Below are 18,487 nucleotides of genomic sequence, written 5' to 3' on the forward strand. Positions count from 1 at the left end.
GGCTTTATTGCCCCTGGCTCTGGATCAGGGACATATCCACCACATTGCTGGCCGCAATACGATCCAACAGATCAATGGCCTGTTGATAGGAAATTCCGGGCGCGGCCTTGACGATGACTTTCTGTTCCGGATTCTTTGCAACACGCGCGGAAATTTTCTCGCTCAAGACCGCCATAGAAACACGTTCCCCGGAAAGGCGAATGCCATCGGGGCGCAACTCAACCATCAGGGCCCCTTCCGCTGACGACCGCCCACGCGCATCACTTGGCGTATTCAGGTCAATTGCACGCCAATCCAGAAAGGAAGAGGCCAGCATGAAGAACACCAACAGGATGAAGACAACATCGATCAACGGCGTCAAACTGATCATGGGTCGTTTTCGCTGACCCTGTGCCGCAAGCGATGTTGGGATACCGGTATTCATGGACCCTATTCTCCTGCCAATGCGGGTACTGTATGGAATCTGGGCTGTTGACGGGATGAATTGGCCGCAGAAGCCGGCACCACCTCATCGGTGGACAGATCCTGTGTGAAAAGCTGGGTGACATAATTGTCCATGTTATGCGCCAGTCGGTCGACGCGGCGTTCCAGCCAGTTCAAAATGACAACAACAGGCATCGCCACGGCCAGGCCAACGGCGGTGGTCAGCAGGGCAACCCAGATACCACCGGACAAAATTGCCGGATTTACCTGATTTCCAGCAGATTCCAATTGTTGGAAGGCGGTGATCATGCCCAAAACCGTGCCAAACAAGCCCAGCAGGGGCGCCAGGGAGGCGATTACTTCGAGCGGCCGGAACCAGGCCCGCATATTCTGTAGAACATCGCCGCCATAGCGCATGACCTCTTCCCGGATCATGGTGTCGGGCAGGCCCCGATGATGCCCCCTGAGACCACGCGCGATTGCTTGTGCAACAGGGTTCCGCGATTTCCCTGCCGTCGAAATAGCCTCTTCAATGCGACCGGCGCGCCATAACGCCAAAGCGGTCTTTGCGGGTTTTAGGTCATTCAGGCGCGCATTTCTGAACTGCAACAGTTTCACCAGGATAATCGCAAGCGCTATGACCGACATTGCGACCAGAATCATCACAACCGGGCCGCCTGCCTGCAGGAAGTCATATGCCCGGTCCAGAAGGGTAGTATCCATCGCACCGTCTGGCACGGATCCATCCAGTGCGGGCGTCCCATCCAACGTGGTGGCATCTGCGCCAGTCCCCTGAACTGGGTCCTGTATCTCGGGAACAGGGGCGGGCGTTTGTGTTTCGGTTTCCATTGCGAATGATCCTCAGTTGCACATTTCGTCCGCACCATATTGTGACTGAGAAGCATTATCAAGGTAGGTTGTTGTGATTGATACTTTTTGTCGAAAGATCAAAATTAATAATGATCCAACAATCGAGCCTGTAATAATTGCCCGCGCCGTTCTGTCCCATTGATTGCGTTGCCTGTCCTATAGGGGCGGCAATGGTTTTCGCAGATCATTTAGGAAATTCGTGCATTTTCAGCATAAGACCACTGACATTTTATCCTGCGGTGCATGCATTGTGATTGTCCGCAAGGGGGCCACTTATGGGACGACGCCTATGGGGACTTTTTAAAGATCTTGGAGATATGACATGGACCACAGCCTTCCCTTGAGCACGGATATCCTGTTCCGGCCCTTGACGCTTAACGGCCTGGCGCTGAAGAACCGGATTGTGATGGCGCCGATGACGCGCAAGTTGAGCCCGAATGGGGTTCCTGGCGCAGCAGTAGCGGACTATTACCGCCGTCGCGCCGAAGGCGGCGTTGGTCTGATCCTTACAGAAGGCACCACAATCAATCGGCAGGCCGCGTCAAATGACTCTGGCATTCCGAATTTTCATGATCCGGAAAGTCTCGCAGGCTGGGCCAACGTCGTTTCTGCGGTTCATGCTGCAGGTGGGCGGATCGCCCCGCAACTGTGGCATCAGGGATTGGTGCGCCAGGCGGGCACGGGCCCTTATCCGAATGCACCTACAGAGGGGCCATCGGCCACCGTGCCGGGAAGCAAGGCGATGACGGACACGGATATTGCCGAGACAATCGATGCCTTTGCCACGGCGGCGGCAGCGGCCAAGAAGATCGGCTTTGATGCGGTGGAGCTGCATGGCGCGCATGGCTATCTGATCGATGAGTTCCTGTGGTCTGGCACGAATAGCCGCACTGACGGCTATGGCGGCGATGCCATCGCCCGCACGCGCTTTGCCACAGAGGTTATATCGGCCGTACGTGCTGCCCTGGGACCGAACTTCCCGCTGATATTCCGGTTCTCCCAGTGGAAGGGCCAGGATTACGATGCGCGTCTTGCGGAAACGCCAAAAGAGCTGGACGCCCTGCTGACCCCTCTGGCCGATGCGGGTGTTGATGTATTCCACGCCTCAACCCGTCGTTTCTGGCAGTCAGAATTTGAAGGGTCTGATCTGAATCTGGCTGGCTGGACCCGCAAGCTTACCGGCGTACCAACCATCAGTGTTGGCTCCGTCAGCCTGGGCGGAGAAGATTTCTTTGGCCAGATCCGGGGAGATTCCACCGGTGCCCCCATCGCCAGCCTGGACGACCTTGTCCAGCGGATGAGCGACGACGAATTCGACCTGATCGCCGTCGGCCGCGCCCTGATCAGCAACCCCGACTGGGCCAATCTGGTCCAGACCGGCAACGCGGACCAACTGCGCCCATTTGAGAAGAAGATGCTGGCGACATTGGACTGATGTGGTGGGAGTGCAATATGAATATCGATCCCGAGCCATGTCGTGGGATATCATCATAATTGGGAAAGTTCAGGAGAAATGGCGGGCCGTGCGGGATAGCGATGAGAACTATCTCTACTCCATAGCCCTCCATGACCCTGCAAAATAAATGTAAGCATGAAGTAATGGCCTTGACGACGCCTGACCGATGCCAACGGCCTGACGGTAGAAGGTGCGGATGATCTGGATCAGCTTTGCCCGGTACAACGGCTTTCTTGAGCCGGGGTTGGACGTGAAGTTCACAACGAGGTTGCGCCGATGCTCCGATACCGGCGCTTGATCAGTTGACTTGGATCAAACCCACCCGCGCTGCGTATGAGTACAGTCCATCCCACTCGATCCAAACGACGCACGCGCTCTGCCGCGCGCCGGGAGAAATCGAGTCGTCGCGCGGTTCGGTCGTGTTCCTTGTGCATCTTCTGGCCGATGCCACAGGAAGACGAAGGGAAGGCTGCGGCAGTTCGACAAGACAATAGCGTCAAGCACCTAGAAGGAAGAAGCGACATGCTGACAATCCACCACCTTTATCCGTCGCGCGCCGAGCGCATCCTGTTTCTGGCTTATGAGCTGGACATCGAACATGAGGTCGTCGCCTATCACCGGGATCCCGAGACACGGCTTGCGCCGCCCGAACTGAAGACGATCCATCCGCTGGGATCATCGCCAGTGATCGTGGACGATGGGCTGTGCATCGCTGAGTCGGGGGCGGCGGTGATGTATCTGACACGAAAATATGGCGGCGGCCGGCTGTTACCCGAACCGGGCAGCCCCGAGGCGATCCGCTGCGAGGAATGGGTGCATTTCAATGAAGCCACGCTCATGGCCTGGGTCGTGAACGTGATGATCCTGCAAATGGCGGGCGCGGCAGGAACGCCAACCCACGAATTCGCGACTTTACGGGTCGGCCGCTATATCGCCTATATGAACGATGCGCTGGAGGGGCGTGATTTTCTCTGCGGCGACGCGATGACCATGGCCGATATCATGACGGCCTTCTCGCTCGATTTCATGATGAATGTCTCGATGCCGGGCCTGTTCGATTTTCCCGGCATGGCCGAGGCCACGGCATTGACCGCCTACGCCGAGCGCCTGCGCGCCCAGCCCGGCTATCTCTACAGTCAGCGTCGGGACTTCTGAAGTCCCGGCGTCAGCACCGGAGGTGCTACGCTACCTGGTTTGGAGTGCGAGAACCGCGCTTGCGACGCAATGATCAGAAAACTCTATCTTATTGGTATTCAATAAAATACTTGACTTGGCATGCGGTAATCGGCGGAATTTGGCGGACAGGGTGTCCGCTTTAATGATTTGTAATATATAAATAAAAATACATGAGGCTATAATTACCCATATAATTACCCATATACAAACTCACCATAGTGCAAAATCTAAGTTTTGAATCTTTGGGTATACGGATTTAATGGTTGATGGGGCACCTTCACCCCATCAATCTGATACCACCCTCAGATGGTTGATAGATCGACTCCGTAGTTGAGTTCCTCTGCGAAGTCCGGCAGTCCGTAACCGATGGTTTTCTTGTAGAAAGGAGAGACCTTCGCAGTCGGTGCCTTCTTCTTGTGCTTCGTGGTGTAGAGCATTCGTGCCCGCATCACCTCGAAGGAGTAACCGCGCCCTTCACGGTTCTTGTCCTTGGCCAGTCGGTTGATGGACTCCGTGTAAGCGTTGGTGACGGGCATGTCCGTCTCGAAGTAGGTCATGGTCTCTTCGCGCCAGTTTCCCACTGCCCTGACCAGATCGCTCCAGACTTCCTTTTGGCCCTTCGGGATGGTGGCTATCCACTCGTCCAGGGCGGCTTCTGCCTGGAGCCGTGTGGTGGCGTCCCAGATGCCGTAGAAGCGCTCCTTGTGCTCGTAGGCGGCCAGCAGTTGCGGGAACGCGCCTGTCCAGGTCTCCATGATGAGGCGCTCCCGGTCTGAGACTTCGTGAGCGCGTTTCAGCAGGATTTTCCGGTCTCCCTTGAGAGTCCGGCTCTGGGACGGTTTCAGCTCCTTTCTGAGGCCCTTGCGCACTCTCTCTAGGGCATCGTTGGCCATGCGCACCACATGGAACTTATCGACCACGATACGGGCCTGGGGCAGCACAGCCTTGACCGCTGCCCGGTAGGGGTTCCACATGTCCATGCTGACGATCTCGACCTTCTGCCGGTCTTTCAGCTTCATCAGGTAGTTGGTCACCACGTCCTGGCGGCGGGTGGCCAGAAGGTCGAGCAGGGTTCGCTCCTCAATGTTGGTCAGAATGCAGCGGTAGCGCTTGTTCAGGTATAGCTCGTCAATGCCCAGGATGCGGGGCGTCTCGAAGCGGTGCCAGCGCCCCAGGAACTCGGCGCGGGCGTTGAAGATGTCGCGCACCGTCTTCTCGTCCAGGCCGGTCTGTGCCGCCACAAAGGTGTAGGGGTGGTTGAAGGATTCCTTCTCCACGTACTCATGCAGCCGCAGTGTCATACGGAATCCGTCCACCATCTCCGGTAGCTGGGGCCTGAATGTTGTCTTGCAGGCCCGGCAGGTGTATCGGCGGCGGACCACCCAGAGAGTGACCCGCTTGCCGTGGATGGGCAGATCACGATAGGGAACGTCACGCTTGCCGAACCGTACGAACTCACCCTGCACGCCGCATTCCTCGCAGGCGATGGGATCGGGCACGTCCACCTGGAAGTGCATTTCGTCGTCGGTTGATTTGCAGCCCAGTACTTGGTATTGCGGCAGGTGAAGGATGTTGTCGGGAAGTTCGGTCATGGTGTTGTATAGGCGTAGGTGTCAGTCAGATCCATCCGGCTCGGCATTGGTGTTTGCTTTTTTACCCAACAAGCTGCTGGAAACGAAAAGTAAGGCACCGAGGACAATTGCAATATCAGCCAGGTTGAAGGCCGGCCAATGCCAGTCTCGCCAATAGAAATCAAAGGAATCCACAACATAGCCGCGAAAGACCCGGTCAATCAGGTTGCCCATGGCGCCACCGAGGATAAGACTGTAAGCGATGGCTTCTCCTTTATGACGATTTTCAAGGATCAGCTTGATCAGAAAAATCGAGACCACTACCGCGATTCCGATAAAAAAGTAGCGCTGCCAGCCTCCACCATTCGCAAAAAGACTGAATGCGGCACCGGTGTTCCATAGGTGCACCCAGTTAAAGAACGGGGTCACCGAAACATACTCGCCATAGGCCATTGATTGCTGCACCAGCCACTTTACAGCCTGATCAGACGCTGCCAGCAGGCCCGATATGGACAATAGGGCATACGGCGAGAGCTTTTTGCCAATAATGAGCATTATTTAACCCTTCAACGCCAGAATGCGTCTGGCACCGTTAAGTACAATGACCCCCGCGATGGTGCCGATAATCAGATCCGGATAATTGGACCCGGTCCACGCGACCAGGGCGCCGGCGGTGATGACCCCCAGGTTGATCACCACGTCGTTGGCCGAAAATATCCAGCTAGCCTTCATATGAGCTCCGCCCCCTCGATGTTTGGATACCATCAGCAGACAGGCGGTATTGGCAATCAATGCGACGAATGCGATGGCTATCATCACCAGCGATTCAGGCTCACTACCGAATACAAAGCGCCTCACGACCTCTACGAGTACGCCAACAGCCAAAACCAGTTGGACCACACCAGCAACGTGCGCAACACGGACCTGCCTTTTCACGCTATGCCCAACCGCATAAAGAGCGAGTCCGTACACTGCCGCATCAGCAAAATTGTCCAGGGACTCTGCAATGAGGCCAGTTGACTGAGCCATCAGACCGGCAGTCATTTCCACCACGAACAGAAGTGCATTGATGCCGAGCAACCAGCGCAGGGTCCCGGATTCTTGCTTAGCAGAAGCTGCCGAAAACTCGGCGGCCTTGATGGTCTCCGGATTTGCAGCGACGGTTTCCTGAAGCGAGGCGCCTAGCCCCAAGGTCTTCAGTTTCGAGGTGACGGGCTCGACCTCGCCGTCATGCACGACCTTCAGCCGGCGGTTCGACAAGTCGAAGGACAGCGCCCGAATCTCCTCAAAGCCGTTCAGGGCTAGGCGAATCATTCGTTCTTCTGATGGACAGTCCATCTTCGGCACGGCATAAACACTGACCCATCTCCCTGGCGCCTCGGAGGAGGCCTGTATATCGGTATCCGCTGCGGACGTTGCATCACCGCCACAGGCGCCACCACAGGATTTGCTCATGATACGACTCCACTTGAACAATGTTGTGGTACCATTTAAAACTATAAAGCTACTATAAGGTCAATAGAGTAAAGAATCCGTTGGGGAGGAGGCTGATGCGCATTGGTCAGTTGGCGCAGTTGGTAGGGGTCGAAACACAGACGATCCGCTTCTATGAACAGCAGGGCTTGTTGCCGCCGCCTGATCGGCAGGACAACGGTTACCGTGTCTATACCGAGAAGCATGGTGAGGGGCTGGCCTTCATCCGTCGCTGCAGAATCCTGGGCCTGTCACTGGCTGAGATTCACGAACTACAGAGCTATCAGGACGACCCTCATCAGCCTTGTACCGCCGTCAACGCCTTGCTCGATGATCACATCTCTCATGTGCGGTCGCAGATAACCGCTCTGCAAGCGCTTGAGAAACAACTCGTTTCACTGAGAGCGAGTTGCAACGATGACCGGGAAGTTGAGGCGTGTGGGGTTCTTGCTGGAATTAGCGAAGGAAACATGCACCAGCAGTAGGTGAAGCATCAACCAGATAATCCGATGAGATGCCGGTCTGTCTCACTCTCATGCAAAGGTAAGATCAACCATTTAATCCGCTTACCCGAATCTTTATGCTGAATTAGGTGATAGACAGACAACGCTACAATAAAATCCATTGACTAAAGACAGTGTTAGTTAAGTGAACCTATAGCCGCCCATAAAGTTAATAAAGAAACAAGGTTTGCCGTTTTTGTGATGACTCTGTTTCGACGTTCAATTGAATTGACGGATTGCTCAATATTGTAATTCGTACCTTGCGACCAAAAACGATTGAATGCTATAGAAAATTAATTGTATAAATCTACATCTTGCCAGCATGGATTGTTCTCAGCATTGGCAAAAGTGTTTAATACAACAGCCCGATGCAGATAAAGGGTTCAAACACATTTGTTCAGGAATTTTAATGCAAAGGTATTGAGAAAAAATTGAAAAAACTAACAAACATTCAGATTGATAGAAAAGAGCGTTTAAGAAGAAAACGCCAAAGAAGAAACTTAAAACGTAGGCTTCTTGCAATAGCGAAAAAGTTTGCACGTGTCGACTTTATCAAAAAATCCCACAAACACGTTTCTCAAAATATTGAAATTGAACCAAATAGGGTATCAATCGAGCTACCAGAGAATATTTCACTTACAACAAATTACAAAGAAACCATTGAATTTATAAATAAACTCCGAGATTTTGTCATAGTAAAAAACATGCCGGTTATGTTGCATTTTGATAATGTTGTTTCCGTTAGCCCAGCTGCAGCGCTTGTTATGACTGCGGAAATTTATAGGTGCAGGAACCTTAGACCTGGCAGGAATGGTGTCGTTCCAGTCAACGGCAATTGGCCAGAGGACCCTCGAGCGAGGAAAATTTTGAAAGATATGGGTTTTTATAAACTCATGAATCTTCCAGATCGAGCGCCCACCGAAGAAAGTGAAGAACAAGATCTTAAGATACATTTAGGGTTTGCATCTCTTAACACCGTGAACGCCAGCGCTATTGCTGAGTTCCATGAGAAGATACTCGCTGGCTTCGATGTTTCATTGAGTAAAACTGATAAGAAGAAGCTTCAGGGTGCCATTATTGAAGCGATTGGAAATGCGACTGAGCACGCATACAAGTCACCGACAGATCTTCAATCAATGAAAAAGCGTTCTTGGATGTCTGGTTATATCGATATTGCCACAAATGAGCTTATGTTTATGGTTATGGACCAGGGCGTCGGCATTCCAAACACTTTAGATCCAACACTAGTTGAGAGGATGATTTCGCTTCGTCGTTTAAAGCCGCAGCCAACAGATTCGGATCTTATTGGAATTGCAGCTACTTTGAGACGCACATCCACTCAAGTTTCCGGGCGAGGAAAAGGCATCGATACAATGAAGCGCTTAATCACAACTGTTGGGAATGGAGAGTTAAGGATTTTTAGCAACAAAGGCTTATATATGTTCGACAGCAGCTCTAAAGAAAGCCGCTTCGAACAAGATGGATCAATTGGAGGAACACTGATACAATGGAAGCTCAAACCTTTAAAGCGACCAACTCAAAATGGTTTGCCGGACAGCAATTGATGGGCGAAAGCACTTTCGAAATTTCTATAGCTAGGGACTTTTCTCGAACGCCTGGACCAAGGTTTATTCGGCAAGGTGAGGCAAGTGGGGAAAAGTTTCGTAGGTCGGTTCTTCAACCGGCTCTTGAGAGATACCAATTCATAACAGTTATTTTGGATGGTACAGCCGGATATGGTTCATCATTCATTGATGAAGCTTTTGGTGGATTAATTCGAGTTGATGGTTTTTCTGCGGATGAGTTGAGGAAGCGTATTCGAATAATTTCTAATGAAGAAGTTGAACTAATACGCGATGTAGATGAGGCTTTTAGTGATGCGGTCCACAAGACGTCTTAGTTTTTGAGGTTGTTTCATGGGACTTTCGTCTTCTTTGAATTGTTTGAATTATTGCCCTAGCCACCTTTTATGCGAGGTTTCAGGCGTAGCCATGTCGGATGTGTCACATCACTGTGCGCATGGAACCTCATTTTTTGACAGTGACAGTATTTTTTTTACGACTTTTTTGCCGACTGCAGTTCCTGCCTTAGTCGCACTCGTGGGTTTTTTTGTTTTTCATAAGTTAGCAAGCAAGCGACAGAGAAAATCAGAGGTTTTTGAGACTTTTAAGAATCTAAAGGTCGACATAGATGAAATTTGCACCTTGTCTGGGAAGCTTTGGCGGATGAATGGCAAGGATGCCGTTGAAAGTGGTGAAGTTACTGATTTAAGGCAAAAATTGAGCAGGGCTCGCGAGGAACTTCGATTGCTTGTAAATTTTGAGTTTGTTTTTAATGGTTGTGATGAAAAATATACAAATTTTAAAAAATGTATCGATGAAGAGATTGATCAATCAGGTAATCCCATTACGACAATTGATGACATTGTCAGACAATCTGGAAATAGCTGGTATCAAAATGGAATTTTACCAGCGGCGAATTCGCTGTATAGTTCTTTGAATAAGGCATTTAAAGATATGTATTAAATGATTTTTTGCATACTAGGCTAATAGGGAAGGGTCATTTATTACATCCCTTAACATTTCGATTAAGTCTGTAGTTTTTTTGTTTGGAAGTTTTATTGAATTTAATCTTTGTATAATTTCTTCCTGTCGATCTGCCTGGACAGCTCCGTAACTCATTAGGGTTGTCATAACTCTTTCATGACCAATGTTTTGGCTCCACGCCTTAAATTCTTCTGGTGTACGACAGAGCTGTTCGCCCATCTGCGTCAAAGTATTGCGAAAACTATGAGGGTTGGCATAGGGAATATCTGCACACCTAAATGCCTTCTTAAAAGTATCTCGGATTGGTGATGCCGTTTGCCAATGCTCTCTTGAAAGGCCATCCGCTTGGAATCCATCATTGTGTTTGCTTACTACCTTCGTGGCTGGGAACAACGGATCCTCTGGACCAAAAAGCTGGGTCTGCTTTAAATAGCTCAACCAGTCGATGAAAATGATCTCGATGTCTCCGCCGACTGGAAAAAACCATGTCGTGAACGATTTGCTGAACTTGGTAGCAACCTCACGCCCATCGAATATTACTTTCCTCTTCGCTATATCAATGTGCTTTAGCTTCAAGGAGGCCGTGGCTCCGTCGCGTGATCCAGTAAGGATCGTGAACGCCACTAGTGCACGATCTCTCTTTTGGCAGTCGCTTTCATCTGGCATGAGATCCAGAACTTTTCGGATTTGTTCAATTGTCGGGATTGAACGGCTGGTATTCATTTTTGCAGCCCTTGTATCCTTTTCAGACATGTTGAAATACTCTGAATCTGAATAATTTAGCAGCGAGCGATAGCCAGGTTGATCTGCAAGCCAGAAGAAAAATGCTTTCAGGGCATTTAGGGTCGAAAGCCTCGTGCTTTTGCTAAGCGGTTTTCCAGTGGATTGGTTTCGTTCCATTGCCAAGTATGTCTTGAATGCGATTGCCTTCTGACGATGGAATCTCTTAAACGACTGGAATTTTGTATGCCGTTCGAACCGTGTAAGCGATAAAGCAATACCGTCTACAGTTTGTGAACTGTAACGCTTTGCTTCGCATAGATACTGAAAATAGCGATGCTTGATTCTCTCGTTTTCGGCATTGTGTCGAACCATGGGTTCCAGTCCTTCCTAAATGTCACAATTGAGGGAGAGGGATCACATCCCCTCTATTCTCTGTTGTGGCTCTCTGATCGTAATAGTCATTTCGGGCATCACGATGAGAATCTGGTCCAATCTCGTCCGTCGATTCATTGTGGTCTCGCAGGCTTCACACAAGGCTATGAGATCCCCCACTGCTTCCGTCTTTGGAACATAATCGACCATGCCCAGGGCCGGTGTTCGGCTTGCCCGGCATTTTAGGCAGTACATGTGTCCAGGCTTAGAAGGGACGCGACGCTTCTTTCGCATTGCTTCCACATGGTCCTGGAGATCCTGACCATGAATGAGATACGGTTGGTTTTGATCGATGGTCTGCAAGCCGCTCTTCATCCAGGCGCGAATGGTGTTCTTGTGAACATCGAGCAAGCGAGCAGCTTCATCCACTGTGTAGCTGCGGTGAATTTTTACCCGCTTTGGATTGATGCGTTTGGCAGCCATTGCTAACGAACCTATTCAGAGAGTTCGTTAATCAATTTCCGGAGTGACGCCACCTTGACCAGAGTCCTCCGCCCAAGCTTGACTGTCTCTATGCGCCCTTCACCAATCAAGGCGTAGATTGATGTGCGTCCAACTCCAAGCGCCTTGGCTGCGTCATTTACTGATGTGGTAAGTGGTTCCATGATCGTTCTCCTGTGATTTGGCATGTGCCGGTGTGTTCAGGAGCACTTGATCTTATTTTTTGGGTTCAGAAGCAGCCGCTTTAAGCCACAATTGGCCACTAATTTAATTAGTGGCGCTACGCAAACGGCGCAAAACAGCGGCTAAATAGGGTTGAACAGTGGTTCGGCCAAGCGTTGGTTGGCCTCTTTCAATTAGGCGGCCATCAATTGCAGAATAAACGAAATCAACCCCAGATGTTCCTTCTCCTTCTGGAATACCCTTTTCGTGCACATAGGCAGCGAGTTCCGCAGTCCAGGCTATCCAGACATCCGAGCGTTTTCGCCCTCGCTTACTGTCTCCAACAATTGCTTTATCAGAAACAGACGTTAACTGCTCAGAACCTTCAGGAAGCATCTTCTCAACATCTGATTTGAAGAAGCTGACCCCAAAAGCTTGCCAATGATATCGTTGGTCAATCCAAGTATCAAAATCTCCAGTATGCCAGTTTTGTGTGAGCGCCGCCTGACCTTCAGCCCACCAGAACGTGGCTGGAAGTTCGACATCCACAAGGACCTCTCTATCTTTAATGAACTTCTCCGCTTTCGTTCGGATCATGCTGGCATGGCATCTTTTGCTGATCGTTCTGTTCGACCCAAAGGCACCAATAGAGGAATTAACCAAATCTAAAGTGCTACGGGCGCTTAACCATTCAACATTATCTGTTTCAGGCATTTGGCTTCAAACCTTTACAGTTGTGATCAACGCAGTAAAGGCTCTGGACCTTCTTGGGCACTATAAATGTAAACCTCCCAATCTCTCATCATCAATCGCCGTTTTTCGAATAAGTCACCCCGACGGTACGCCGCTTCCACCCTGGACGGTATAGCATGGGCGAGAGCCATTTCGGCGACATCACTAGGGTAGGCGGTCGTTTCCGCAACCCAATCCCTAAAAGCACTGCGAAAACCATGCACGGTGATTCCTTTGTGCCCCATACGTTTGAGCAGGGCTAAAAAGGCCATGTTGCTGAGCGGGCTTCGTCGACGCATTCCAGGAAACACATTGTCAGATTGGCGCAGAGATCGCATCTGTTCAATAATCTTGAGGGCACTTGGCGATAACGGGACGCGATGCTCTTTACCTGCCTTCATCCGATTCCCAGGGATCACCCATACTTCATTCTGTTCGTCTATCTCGTCCCAGGTCGCTCCTATGACCTCGCCTGTTCGCGCAGCCGTCAGTATTAAGAACTGCAAACCAATGGCGGCAATCCCTTCTTGCTCAATAAGTTCTTTCATAAACGCCCCTACCCGCACGTAGGGGAGAGCCGCTAAATTATTGAGTGTTCCTTTTTTTCTCTTGGAAAGAAGCTTATCAAGATGCCCTTTCCAACGTGCTGGGTTCTCGCCATCACGCCAGTCGCGCGCTCGTGCCCAGTCTAACACAGCCTCAATGCGTCCACGTACTCGGCTTGCCGTTTCAGGTTTTGTCTTCCAAATTGGCTCAAGCACTTCCAAAACCAATCCGACATCGATCTCCGCGACGGATAACTGACCCATTACCGGATAAGCATAGGTCTCAAGGGTAGAGCGCCACTGGTTAGCATGCTTTAGATTTTCCCATTCGGGACCCTTTGACGCCATCAAACGCTCAGCACATTCCTTAAAAGTATGAACCTTCGCTGCATTTGAACGTCTTGATGCTCTTTCCTGTCTGCGGGCTTCAATGGGGTCTATGCCTTGATAGACGGATTTTCGGCACGTCTCTGCTGCGCGCCGTGCCTCCGCCAAGGAGATGGTTTTCAAAGAACCAAGCCCCATTTCACGGGTCTTGCCAGCACTAGAAAACTTAAAAAGCCAGGATTTTGCACCTGATTCTGAGATTTGAAGATAAAGCCCTCCACCATCCGCATGGAGTCCGGGCTTGATTTCAGTGGCTACCCCTCGCGCTGAGAGGCGATTGCTTGCACGGGCCATTTTCCCTGTCCATAAGATTAACCCATAATCCTACCCATATATTAGACACGGTTTTGCGCGGACACAAGCGAACGTGCATGAACGAATAAACGCATTTTATTCAGCTAATTAAGCAGATTTTAAGGATGTCTACGTTCGGAGGGAAACAAGAAAATGGCGGACAGGGTGTCCGCTGACAATCTGTCCAGTATGATCCATTCAGTATATTTTATTGATTATTTTCTGATAGATAATTGAAAATTGGTTCAATGTTGTCCATCTACGTCCTATATAATTGGGGGACGTATTGGGGGACTTACAGTCCTCGGCATTGATGGAGAGAACCTATGGCAATCCATAAACTGTCGTCGCGCAAAGTAGAGACTGCGTCACCCGGTAAGTATGAGGATGGTGGCGGGCTACGGTTGGTTGTGAGCAATTCGGGCGCACGAAAATGGGTACTACGCTATACGCTTAGGGGTAAACGACGAGAGATGGGGCTGGGAGGCTTTCCAGATGTTGGCCTAAGCGATGCTCGGAGCAAAGCAGCAGATTTTCGGGCTATGGCGACAAATGGTGTAGACCCCATTACGGCACGGCGGGTCGCGCCAAAGAAAGTCCCCGACTTCACATCCTGCGCCGCTCAATATATTCGCGCCCATCGTCGCAGTTGGAAGAATAGCAAACATGCCCGTCAATGGGTAAGCACTCTGAAAACGTATGCCCGTCCGGTGATTGGTAACACGCAGGTGGATGAGATCGGGACTGACGACATCTTAAAAATTCTCACCCCGCTTTGGACTACCAAGACTGAGACTGCAAAACGGATACAAGGTCGGATCGAAAACATCCTCGATTTCGCTGCTGCAAGGAAGTACCAGGCCCCTATTAACCATGCGCGCTGGCGCGGTCATCTGGACAAACTCCTTCCTAAGCCGTCTCGCGTCCGCACTGTTACACACCATCCCGCAATGCCCTACACAGACCTTCCAAAGTTTATGGATACCTTGCGGGAAAATGACAGCATTTCGGCGCAGGCTCTAAGATTCCTGATCCTGACGGCAGCAAGAACCGGTGAAGTCCTGAATGCCACATGGGATGAGGTGGACATCGATTCTTGTGTATGGGCTATTCCAGCGGCGCGAATGAAGACACGGCGGGAACACAGGGTTCCTCTTTGCGACGAAGCAGTCTCAATTCTTACCAATCTTCCCCGCGTTGCTGGAAACCCATATCTGTTCCCTGGGTCTCGGCATGGCAGACCCTTATCCAACATGGCTCTCCTTCAATTGATGAGAGGCATGGGATACGGCGTAGATGGCTCAAAAGGGCCATATGTTCCGCATGGATTTCGGTCGAGTTTTCGGGACTGGTCGGGAGAAGTCTCCAGTTTTCCTAGGGATGTCGCGGAAATGGCGCTCGCGCACGTGATCGATAACAAGGTCGAAGCAGCCTATCGCCGTGGTGATCTTTTTCAGAAACGGGCTAAATTGATGGACGCTTGGGCAAACTATCTCTTGGTTAGAAACGCATCATCGAAAATTGTAACATTGGCACACTGAGAAGCTCTTTCAGATTGTACTCGTGCTCAAGGGGAAGGGTTGCAGTTGATAAAATTGACTTGCCCATCGTAACCTCCTTACCTCAAACTAGGGGCGAGGGGTGAATGCAAATTTAAGATCTTTTTAGCACAGTGGACGAGCCAGCATATTGGTCGCGATGCAAACCCTAAGAGTGTTAGTTGGGGAGGCATCGGTAGGGCCTCTCTAATGGATAGAAACCAATATAAAGAAGATTTGAGGATCCATTGTACGAGAACGCATTTAAAAAGATCGAACAAGACCTTCACGCCGAAGAGGGCATTTCGAACGAGTTGGACTATGTCGAACAGACCTCCTGGGTTCTGTTCCTGAAATACCTCCACGACCTTGAGACCGAGCGTCGCGACCGTGCCGAGCTTGATGGTTTGGCGTATACACCGATCATCGACGGTGACTACCGTTGGGACAGATGGGCCGCGCCGAAGGTTGGGGGCGAGTTTGACCATAATGCGGCCCGCGTCGGTGACGACCTGATTGCCTTCGTCGATCAGGAGCTGTTCCCCTATCTGGCAGACTTCCGTAAATCCGCCACCGGCCCCCAAACGATCCAGTACAAGATCGGCGAGGTGTTTACTGAGCTGCGCACTAAGTTCCGCTCCGGTTACATCCTGCGCGACGTGCTGGAGACAGTGGGCGGGCTTTCCTTCAACACCCAGGCTGAACGCCACGAACTCTCCCAGCTTTATGAATCCCGCATTCGCCGCATGGGCAACGCGGGCCGCAATGGGGGGGAATACTATACGCCACGCCCTTTAATCCGAGCCATGATCAAGGTCACAGACCCCAAGATCGGTGAGACGATTTATGACGGTGCGGTCGGCTCTGCGGGTTTCTTGTGCGAGGCCTATGACTACATGCGCACCGACAAGCTCTCTGCATCCGACTACGAGACCCTGCAAACCAAGACCTTCTACGGGCAGGAAAAAAAGGGCCTCGCCTATATCATCGGGATCATGAACATGGTCCTGCACGGCATCGAGGCCCCGAATCTTGTCCATGCCAACACGCTCAATGAAAACGTGATGGATATTCAGGAGAAGGACCGCCACGACATCATCCTCGCCAATCCCCCTTTTGGTGGCGGCGAGCGGCGCGAGGTTCAGCAGAACTTCCCGATCCGCACGGGTGAGACGGCCTACCTGTTCCTGCAACACTTCATCCGCAAGCTGAAAGCAGGCGGGCGCGCCGCCGTGGTGATCAAGAACACCTTCCTCAGCAACACTGACAATGCCGCCGTCACCCTGCGCAAGGAATTGCTGGAGGCGGCGGAGCTGCACACCATCCTTGATTGCCCGTCAGGCACGTTTCAGGGGGCCGGGGTCAAGACCGTGGTGCTGTTCTTTGAGAAAGGCGCACCGACGCGGGACATCTGGTATTATCAGCTCGACCCAGGGCGCAGCCTTGGCAAGACCAACCCGCTGAACGACGACGATCTTGCGGAGTTCGTTGAGTTCCAGCGCACCCGCCCGAACGGACCGCAAAGCTGGACTGTGAACCGCGCCGATCTGGACGAAGCGACTTTCGATCTGTCGGTCAAGAACCCCAACGCCCCTGAGGCCGAGGCGCTGCGCGCACCCGAAGAGATTATCGCCGACATGCTGGCGCGGGATGCCGAAACGGCGGACATTCTGGAGAGTATCCGGGGGATGCTGTGAAGGTTGGGTGGAGAAACGCAACGCTCGACGAAATCTTCGAGATTGGTTCTAGCAAACGTGTACTTCAGAAACAGTGGCAGAACGAAGGTGTTCCTTTCTACCGTGCACGTGAAATCGTGAAATTGGCGAAGCAAGGTTCTGTTGAGAACGATCTCTTCATTTCAGAGGAACTCTTTGCAGATTTGAAAGAGAAACACGGCGTCCCGAGCACAGCGGACCTTATGGTTTCCGCAGTTGGTACGCTTGGGGCTTGTTACGTCGTACAGCCAGAAGATCGGTTCTATTTTAAAGACGCGAGCGTATTGCGCTTCCATCCAAAAGTGAATGTCTGCTCGAGGTTCTATCAGTACGCTTTTCAATGGGATGGTTTGCTAGATACCGTCAAAAAGAGCGATGGTGCGACAGTAGGTACATTGACGATTTCGCGTGCTAAAGGCATTTCAGTGCCCCTCCCGCCGCTCGAAGAGCAACAGCGGATTGTTGCGGTTCTGGATGAGGCCTTCGAGGGTCTGGCCCGCGCCCGCGCCCACGCTGTAGCCAACCTCCAAAACGCGCGGGATTTGTTCACTGCTAATGTTGATGAGCTACTCTCAAGAGTCGGTGACGATTGGAGTGTTGGTCCACTTTCAAAACTGGTCGGACCAGTGGCAACAGGCCCGTTCGGATCACTTCTGCATAAGTCGGACTACGTTGAAAATGAAACGCCATTGGTCAATCCTGCCAATATTGTTGACGGCCAGATCGTCCCCGACATGCGGAAGACGGTAAACAAGTCCGCTTTAGAACGGTTGTCCTCGTATATCCTTGATGCTGACGATATTGTCATAGGGCGGCGGGGCGAAATGGGTCGCTGTGCTGTTGTAGAGGTTGAACAGGCCGGATGGCTTTGCGGAACAGGGAGCTTTTTTATCCGCCCCAACTGCGGTGTAGTGTCCAGGTTCGTTGCTCATGTTCTAAGATCACCTTCCTATGTAGCGAAACTTGAAGCGGTTTCGACCGGCGCGACGATGGCAAACCTCAGCAATCGCGTGATGGGTGATTTGGAAATTGCGTTGCCTAACCGTGAACAACAGTTTGGGTATCTCGAAGTGATTGAAGGCTTCGATGAAGCGGCAATCAGATTGGAAAGCTTGTTCACCACGAAGCTCCAAGACCTCGACGACCTCCGCCAGTCCCTTTTGCAGAAAGCCTTCGCGGGCGAATTAACATAGAAGACAGGAGAAATGAATGAAATGGGGTAAAGATGGAAACGGTAGCGATTACATTGAATGGGCGCAAACTGAGGGTGGCTACAAACGAGCCTGGATTAAGCACCTTGAAAAAAGTGATGAGAAAGACTGGGCAGGTACGCAACGCTATCTGCTGGTTGTTCGATGCAACGATCCTGGAAAGCCTGGCGGCAACCCCGCGGATTTTCCAATATTTTATACGGAGCAGGAGAGCAGCGACCGTCAGATACTGCTCAACTTCGTAAATTCTGTGAATTCCATTACCGGCTGCTTGCCATCCGGAGATTGA

Annotated in this window: 20 protein-coding genes; 10 read left to right on the forward strand and 10 right to left on the reverse strand. The window is 51.4% G+C overall.

Going from position 1 to position 18,487, the window contains the following annotated elements:
* Positions 1-4: 4 nt before the first annotated feature.
* A complete protein-coding gene (locus ACOSDM_RS07725) occupies positions 5-424 on the reverse strand; it encodes an ExbD/TolR family protein (protein WP_420723923.1) in 420 nt (139 codons plus the stop codon).
* A 5-nt stretch (positions 425-429) separates the two neighbouring features.
* Positions 430-1,272, reverse strand: coding sequence for a MotA/TolQ/ExbB proton channel family protein (locus ACOSDM_RS07730; RefSeq protein ID WP_420723924.1), 843 nt, complete (start codon positions 1,270-1,272; stop codon positions 430-432).
* 343 nt (positions 1,273-1,615) lie between these two features.
* Here ACOSDM_RS07730 and ACOSDM_RS07735 point away from each other — a divergent pair, with 343 nt between their 5' ends.
* Together ACOSDM_RS07735 and ACOSDM_RS07740 are read left to right on the forward strand one after the other, a co-directional pair.
* On the forward strand, positions 1,616-2,728 hold the full coding sequence (locus tag ACOSDM_RS07735) for an NADH:flavin oxidoreductase (protein ID WP_420723925.1): 1,113 nt from the start codon (positions 1,616-1,618) through the stop codon (positions 2,726-2,728).
* Between the two features lie 543 nt (positions 2,729-3,271).
* The gene (locus ACOSDM_RS07740) at positions 3,272-3,904 is read left to right on the forward strand and encodes a glutathione S-transferase family protein (RefSeq protein WP_420723926.1); all 633 of its coding nucleotides are present in this window, start codon (positions 3,272-3,274) and stop codon (positions 3,902-3,904) included.
* A gap of 323 nt (positions 3,905-4,227) precedes the next feature.
* Here ACOSDM_RS07740 and ACOSDM_RS07745 read toward each other — a convergent pair whose 3' ends face one another.
* From ACOSDM_RS07745 to ACOSDM_RS07755, 3 genes are read right to left on the reverse strand one after another with little or no spacing between them, the layout of a single operon-like run.
* Complete coding sequence (locus ACOSDM_RS07745; RefSeq protein ID WP_004574636.1) at positions 4,228-5,517, reverse strand: ISL3-like element ISPpu12 family transposase; 1,290 nt, start codon at positions 5,515-5,517, stop codon at positions 4,228-4,230.
* Between the two features lie 21 nt (positions 5,518-5,538).
* Positions 5,539-6,051, reverse strand: a complete 513-nt coding sequence (gene lspA / locus ACOSDM_RS07750) for a signal peptidase II (protein ID WP_004863699.1) — start codon at positions 6,049-6,051, stop codon at positions 5,539-5,541.
* Between the two features lie 3 nt (positions 6,052-6,054).
* The gene (locus ACOSDM_RS07755; protein ID WP_072676343.1) at positions 6,055-6,951 is read right to left on the reverse strand and encodes a cation transporter; all 897 of its coding nucleotides are present in this window, start codon (positions 6,949-6,951) and stop codon (positions 6,055-6,057) included.
* A gap of 95 nt (positions 6,952-7,046) precedes the next feature.
* On the opposite strand from ACOSDM_RS07755, the gene cadR reads away from it, so the two are divergent.
* The 4 genes from cadR (at position 7,047) to ACOSDM_RS07775 (ending at position 9,997) form a co-directional block, all read left to right on the forward strand.
* Complete coding sequence (gene cadR, locus ACOSDM_RS07760) at positions 7,047-7,454, forward strand: Cd(II)/Pb(II)-responsive transcriptional regulator (RefSeq protein WP_004364961.1); 408 nt, start codon at positions 7,047-7,049, stop codon at positions 7,452-7,454.
* 449 nt (positions 7,455-7,903) lie between these two features.
* The gene (locus ACOSDM_RS07765; protein WP_420723927.1) at positions 7,904-9,037 is read left to right on the forward strand and encodes an ATP-binding protein; all 1,134 of its coding nucleotides are present in this window, start codon (positions 7,904-7,906) and stop codon (positions 9,035-9,037) included.
* Positions 8,980-9,372 (forward strand): STAS-like domain-containing protein, encoded by a 393-nt coding sequence (locus tag ACOSDM_RS07770; protein ID WP_420723928.1) that lies wholly within the window; start codon positions 8,980-8,982, stop codon positions 9,370-9,372. The genes ACOSDM_RS07765 and ACOSDM_RS07770 overlap by 58 nt, the downstream gene beginning before the upstream one ends.
* 91 nt (positions 9,373-9,463) lie before the next feature.
* Entirely contained in the window at positions 9,464-9,997 is a 534-nt protein-coding gene (locus ACOSDM_RS07775; protein WP_420723929.1) for a hypothetical protein, read from the forward strand.
* 15 nt (positions 9,998-10,012) lie between these two features.
* On the opposite strand, the gene ACOSDM_RS07780 is transcribed toward ACOSDM_RS07775, so the two are convergent.
* The 5 genes from ACOSDM_RS07780 to ACOSDM_RS07800 all read right to left on the reverse strand — a co-directional run bounded on the left by ACOSDM_RS07780 (position 10,013) and on the right by ACOSDM_RS07800 (position 13,734).
* On the reverse strand, positions 10,013-11,113 hold the full coding sequence (locus ACOSDM_RS07780) for a tyrosine-type recombinase/integrase (protein ID WP_420723930.1): 1,101 nt from the start codon (positions 11,111-11,113) through the stop codon (positions 10,013-10,015).
* Between the two features lie 42 nt (positions 11,114-11,155).
* A complete protein-coding gene (locus tag ACOSDM_RS07785) occupies positions 11,156-11,596 on the reverse strand; it encodes a helix-turn-helix domain-containing protein (protein ID WP_420723931.1) in 441 nt (146 codons plus the stop codon).
* Between the two features lie 11 nt (positions 11,597-11,607).
* Positions 11,608-11,802 carry a helix-turn-helix domain-containing protein gene (locus ACOSDM_RS07790; RefSeq protein ID WP_420723932.1) on the reverse strand — a complete coding sequence of 65 codons (195 nt, stop codon included), beginning with the start codon at positions 11,800-11,802 and terminating at the stop codon, positions 11,608-11,610.
* Between the two features lie 79 nt (positions 11,803-11,881).
* Positions 11,882-12,490 carry a hypothetical protein gene (locus ACOSDM_RS07795; RefSeq protein WP_420723933.1) on the reverse strand — a complete coding sequence of 203 codons (609 nt, stop codon included), beginning with the start codon at positions 12,488-12,490 and terminating at the stop codon, positions 11,882-11,884.
* A 26-nt stretch (positions 12,491-12,516) separates the two neighbouring features.
* Positions 12,517-13,734 carry a tyrosine-type recombinase/integrase gene (locus ACOSDM_RS07800; RefSeq protein WP_420723934.1) on the reverse strand — a complete coding sequence of 406 codons (1,218 nt, stop codon included), beginning with the start codon at positions 13,732-13,734 and terminating at the stop codon, positions 12,517-12,519.
* Between the two features lie 326 nt (positions 13,735-14,060).
* Between ACOSDM_RS07800 and ACOSDM_RS07805 the strand changes: the two genes are divergently transcribed.
* The 4 genes from ACOSDM_RS07805 (at position 14,061) to ACOSDM_RS07820 (ending at position 18,487) form a co-directional block, all read left to right on the forward strand.
* Positions 14,061-15,275: a tyrosine-type recombinase/integrase gene (locus ACOSDM_RS07805; protein WP_420723935.1), complete on the forward strand. Its 1,215-nt coding sequence runs from the start codon at positions 14,061-14,063 to the stop codon at positions 15,273-15,275.
* Positions 15,276-15,520: 245 nt separating this feature from the next.
* On the forward strand, positions 15,521-16,969 hold the full coding sequence (locus ACOSDM_RS07810) for an N-6 DNA methylase (protein WP_420723936.1): 1,449 nt from the start codon (positions 15,521-15,523) through the stop codon (positions 16,967-16,969).
* The gene (locus tag ACOSDM_RS07815) at positions 16,966-18,180 is read left to right on the forward strand and encodes a restriction endonuclease subunit S (protein WP_420723937.1); all 1,215 of its coding nucleotides are present in this window, start codon (positions 16,966-16,968) and stop codon (positions 18,178-18,180) included. Before ACOSDM_RS07810 ends, ACOSDM_RS07815 begins: the two co-directional genes overlap by 4 nt.
* Positions 18,181-18,196: 16 nt before the next feature.
* Complete coding sequence (locus ACOSDM_RS07820) at positions 18,197-18,487, forward strand: hypothetical protein (RefSeq protein ID WP_420723938.1); 291 nt, start codon at positions 18,197-18,199, stop codon at positions 18,485-18,487.

This window comes from Hwanghaeella sp. LZ110 (assembly GCF_048892525.1).
GTDB lineage: Bacteria > Pseudomonadota > Alphaproteobacteria > UBA8366 > Aestuariispiraceae > Pacificispira.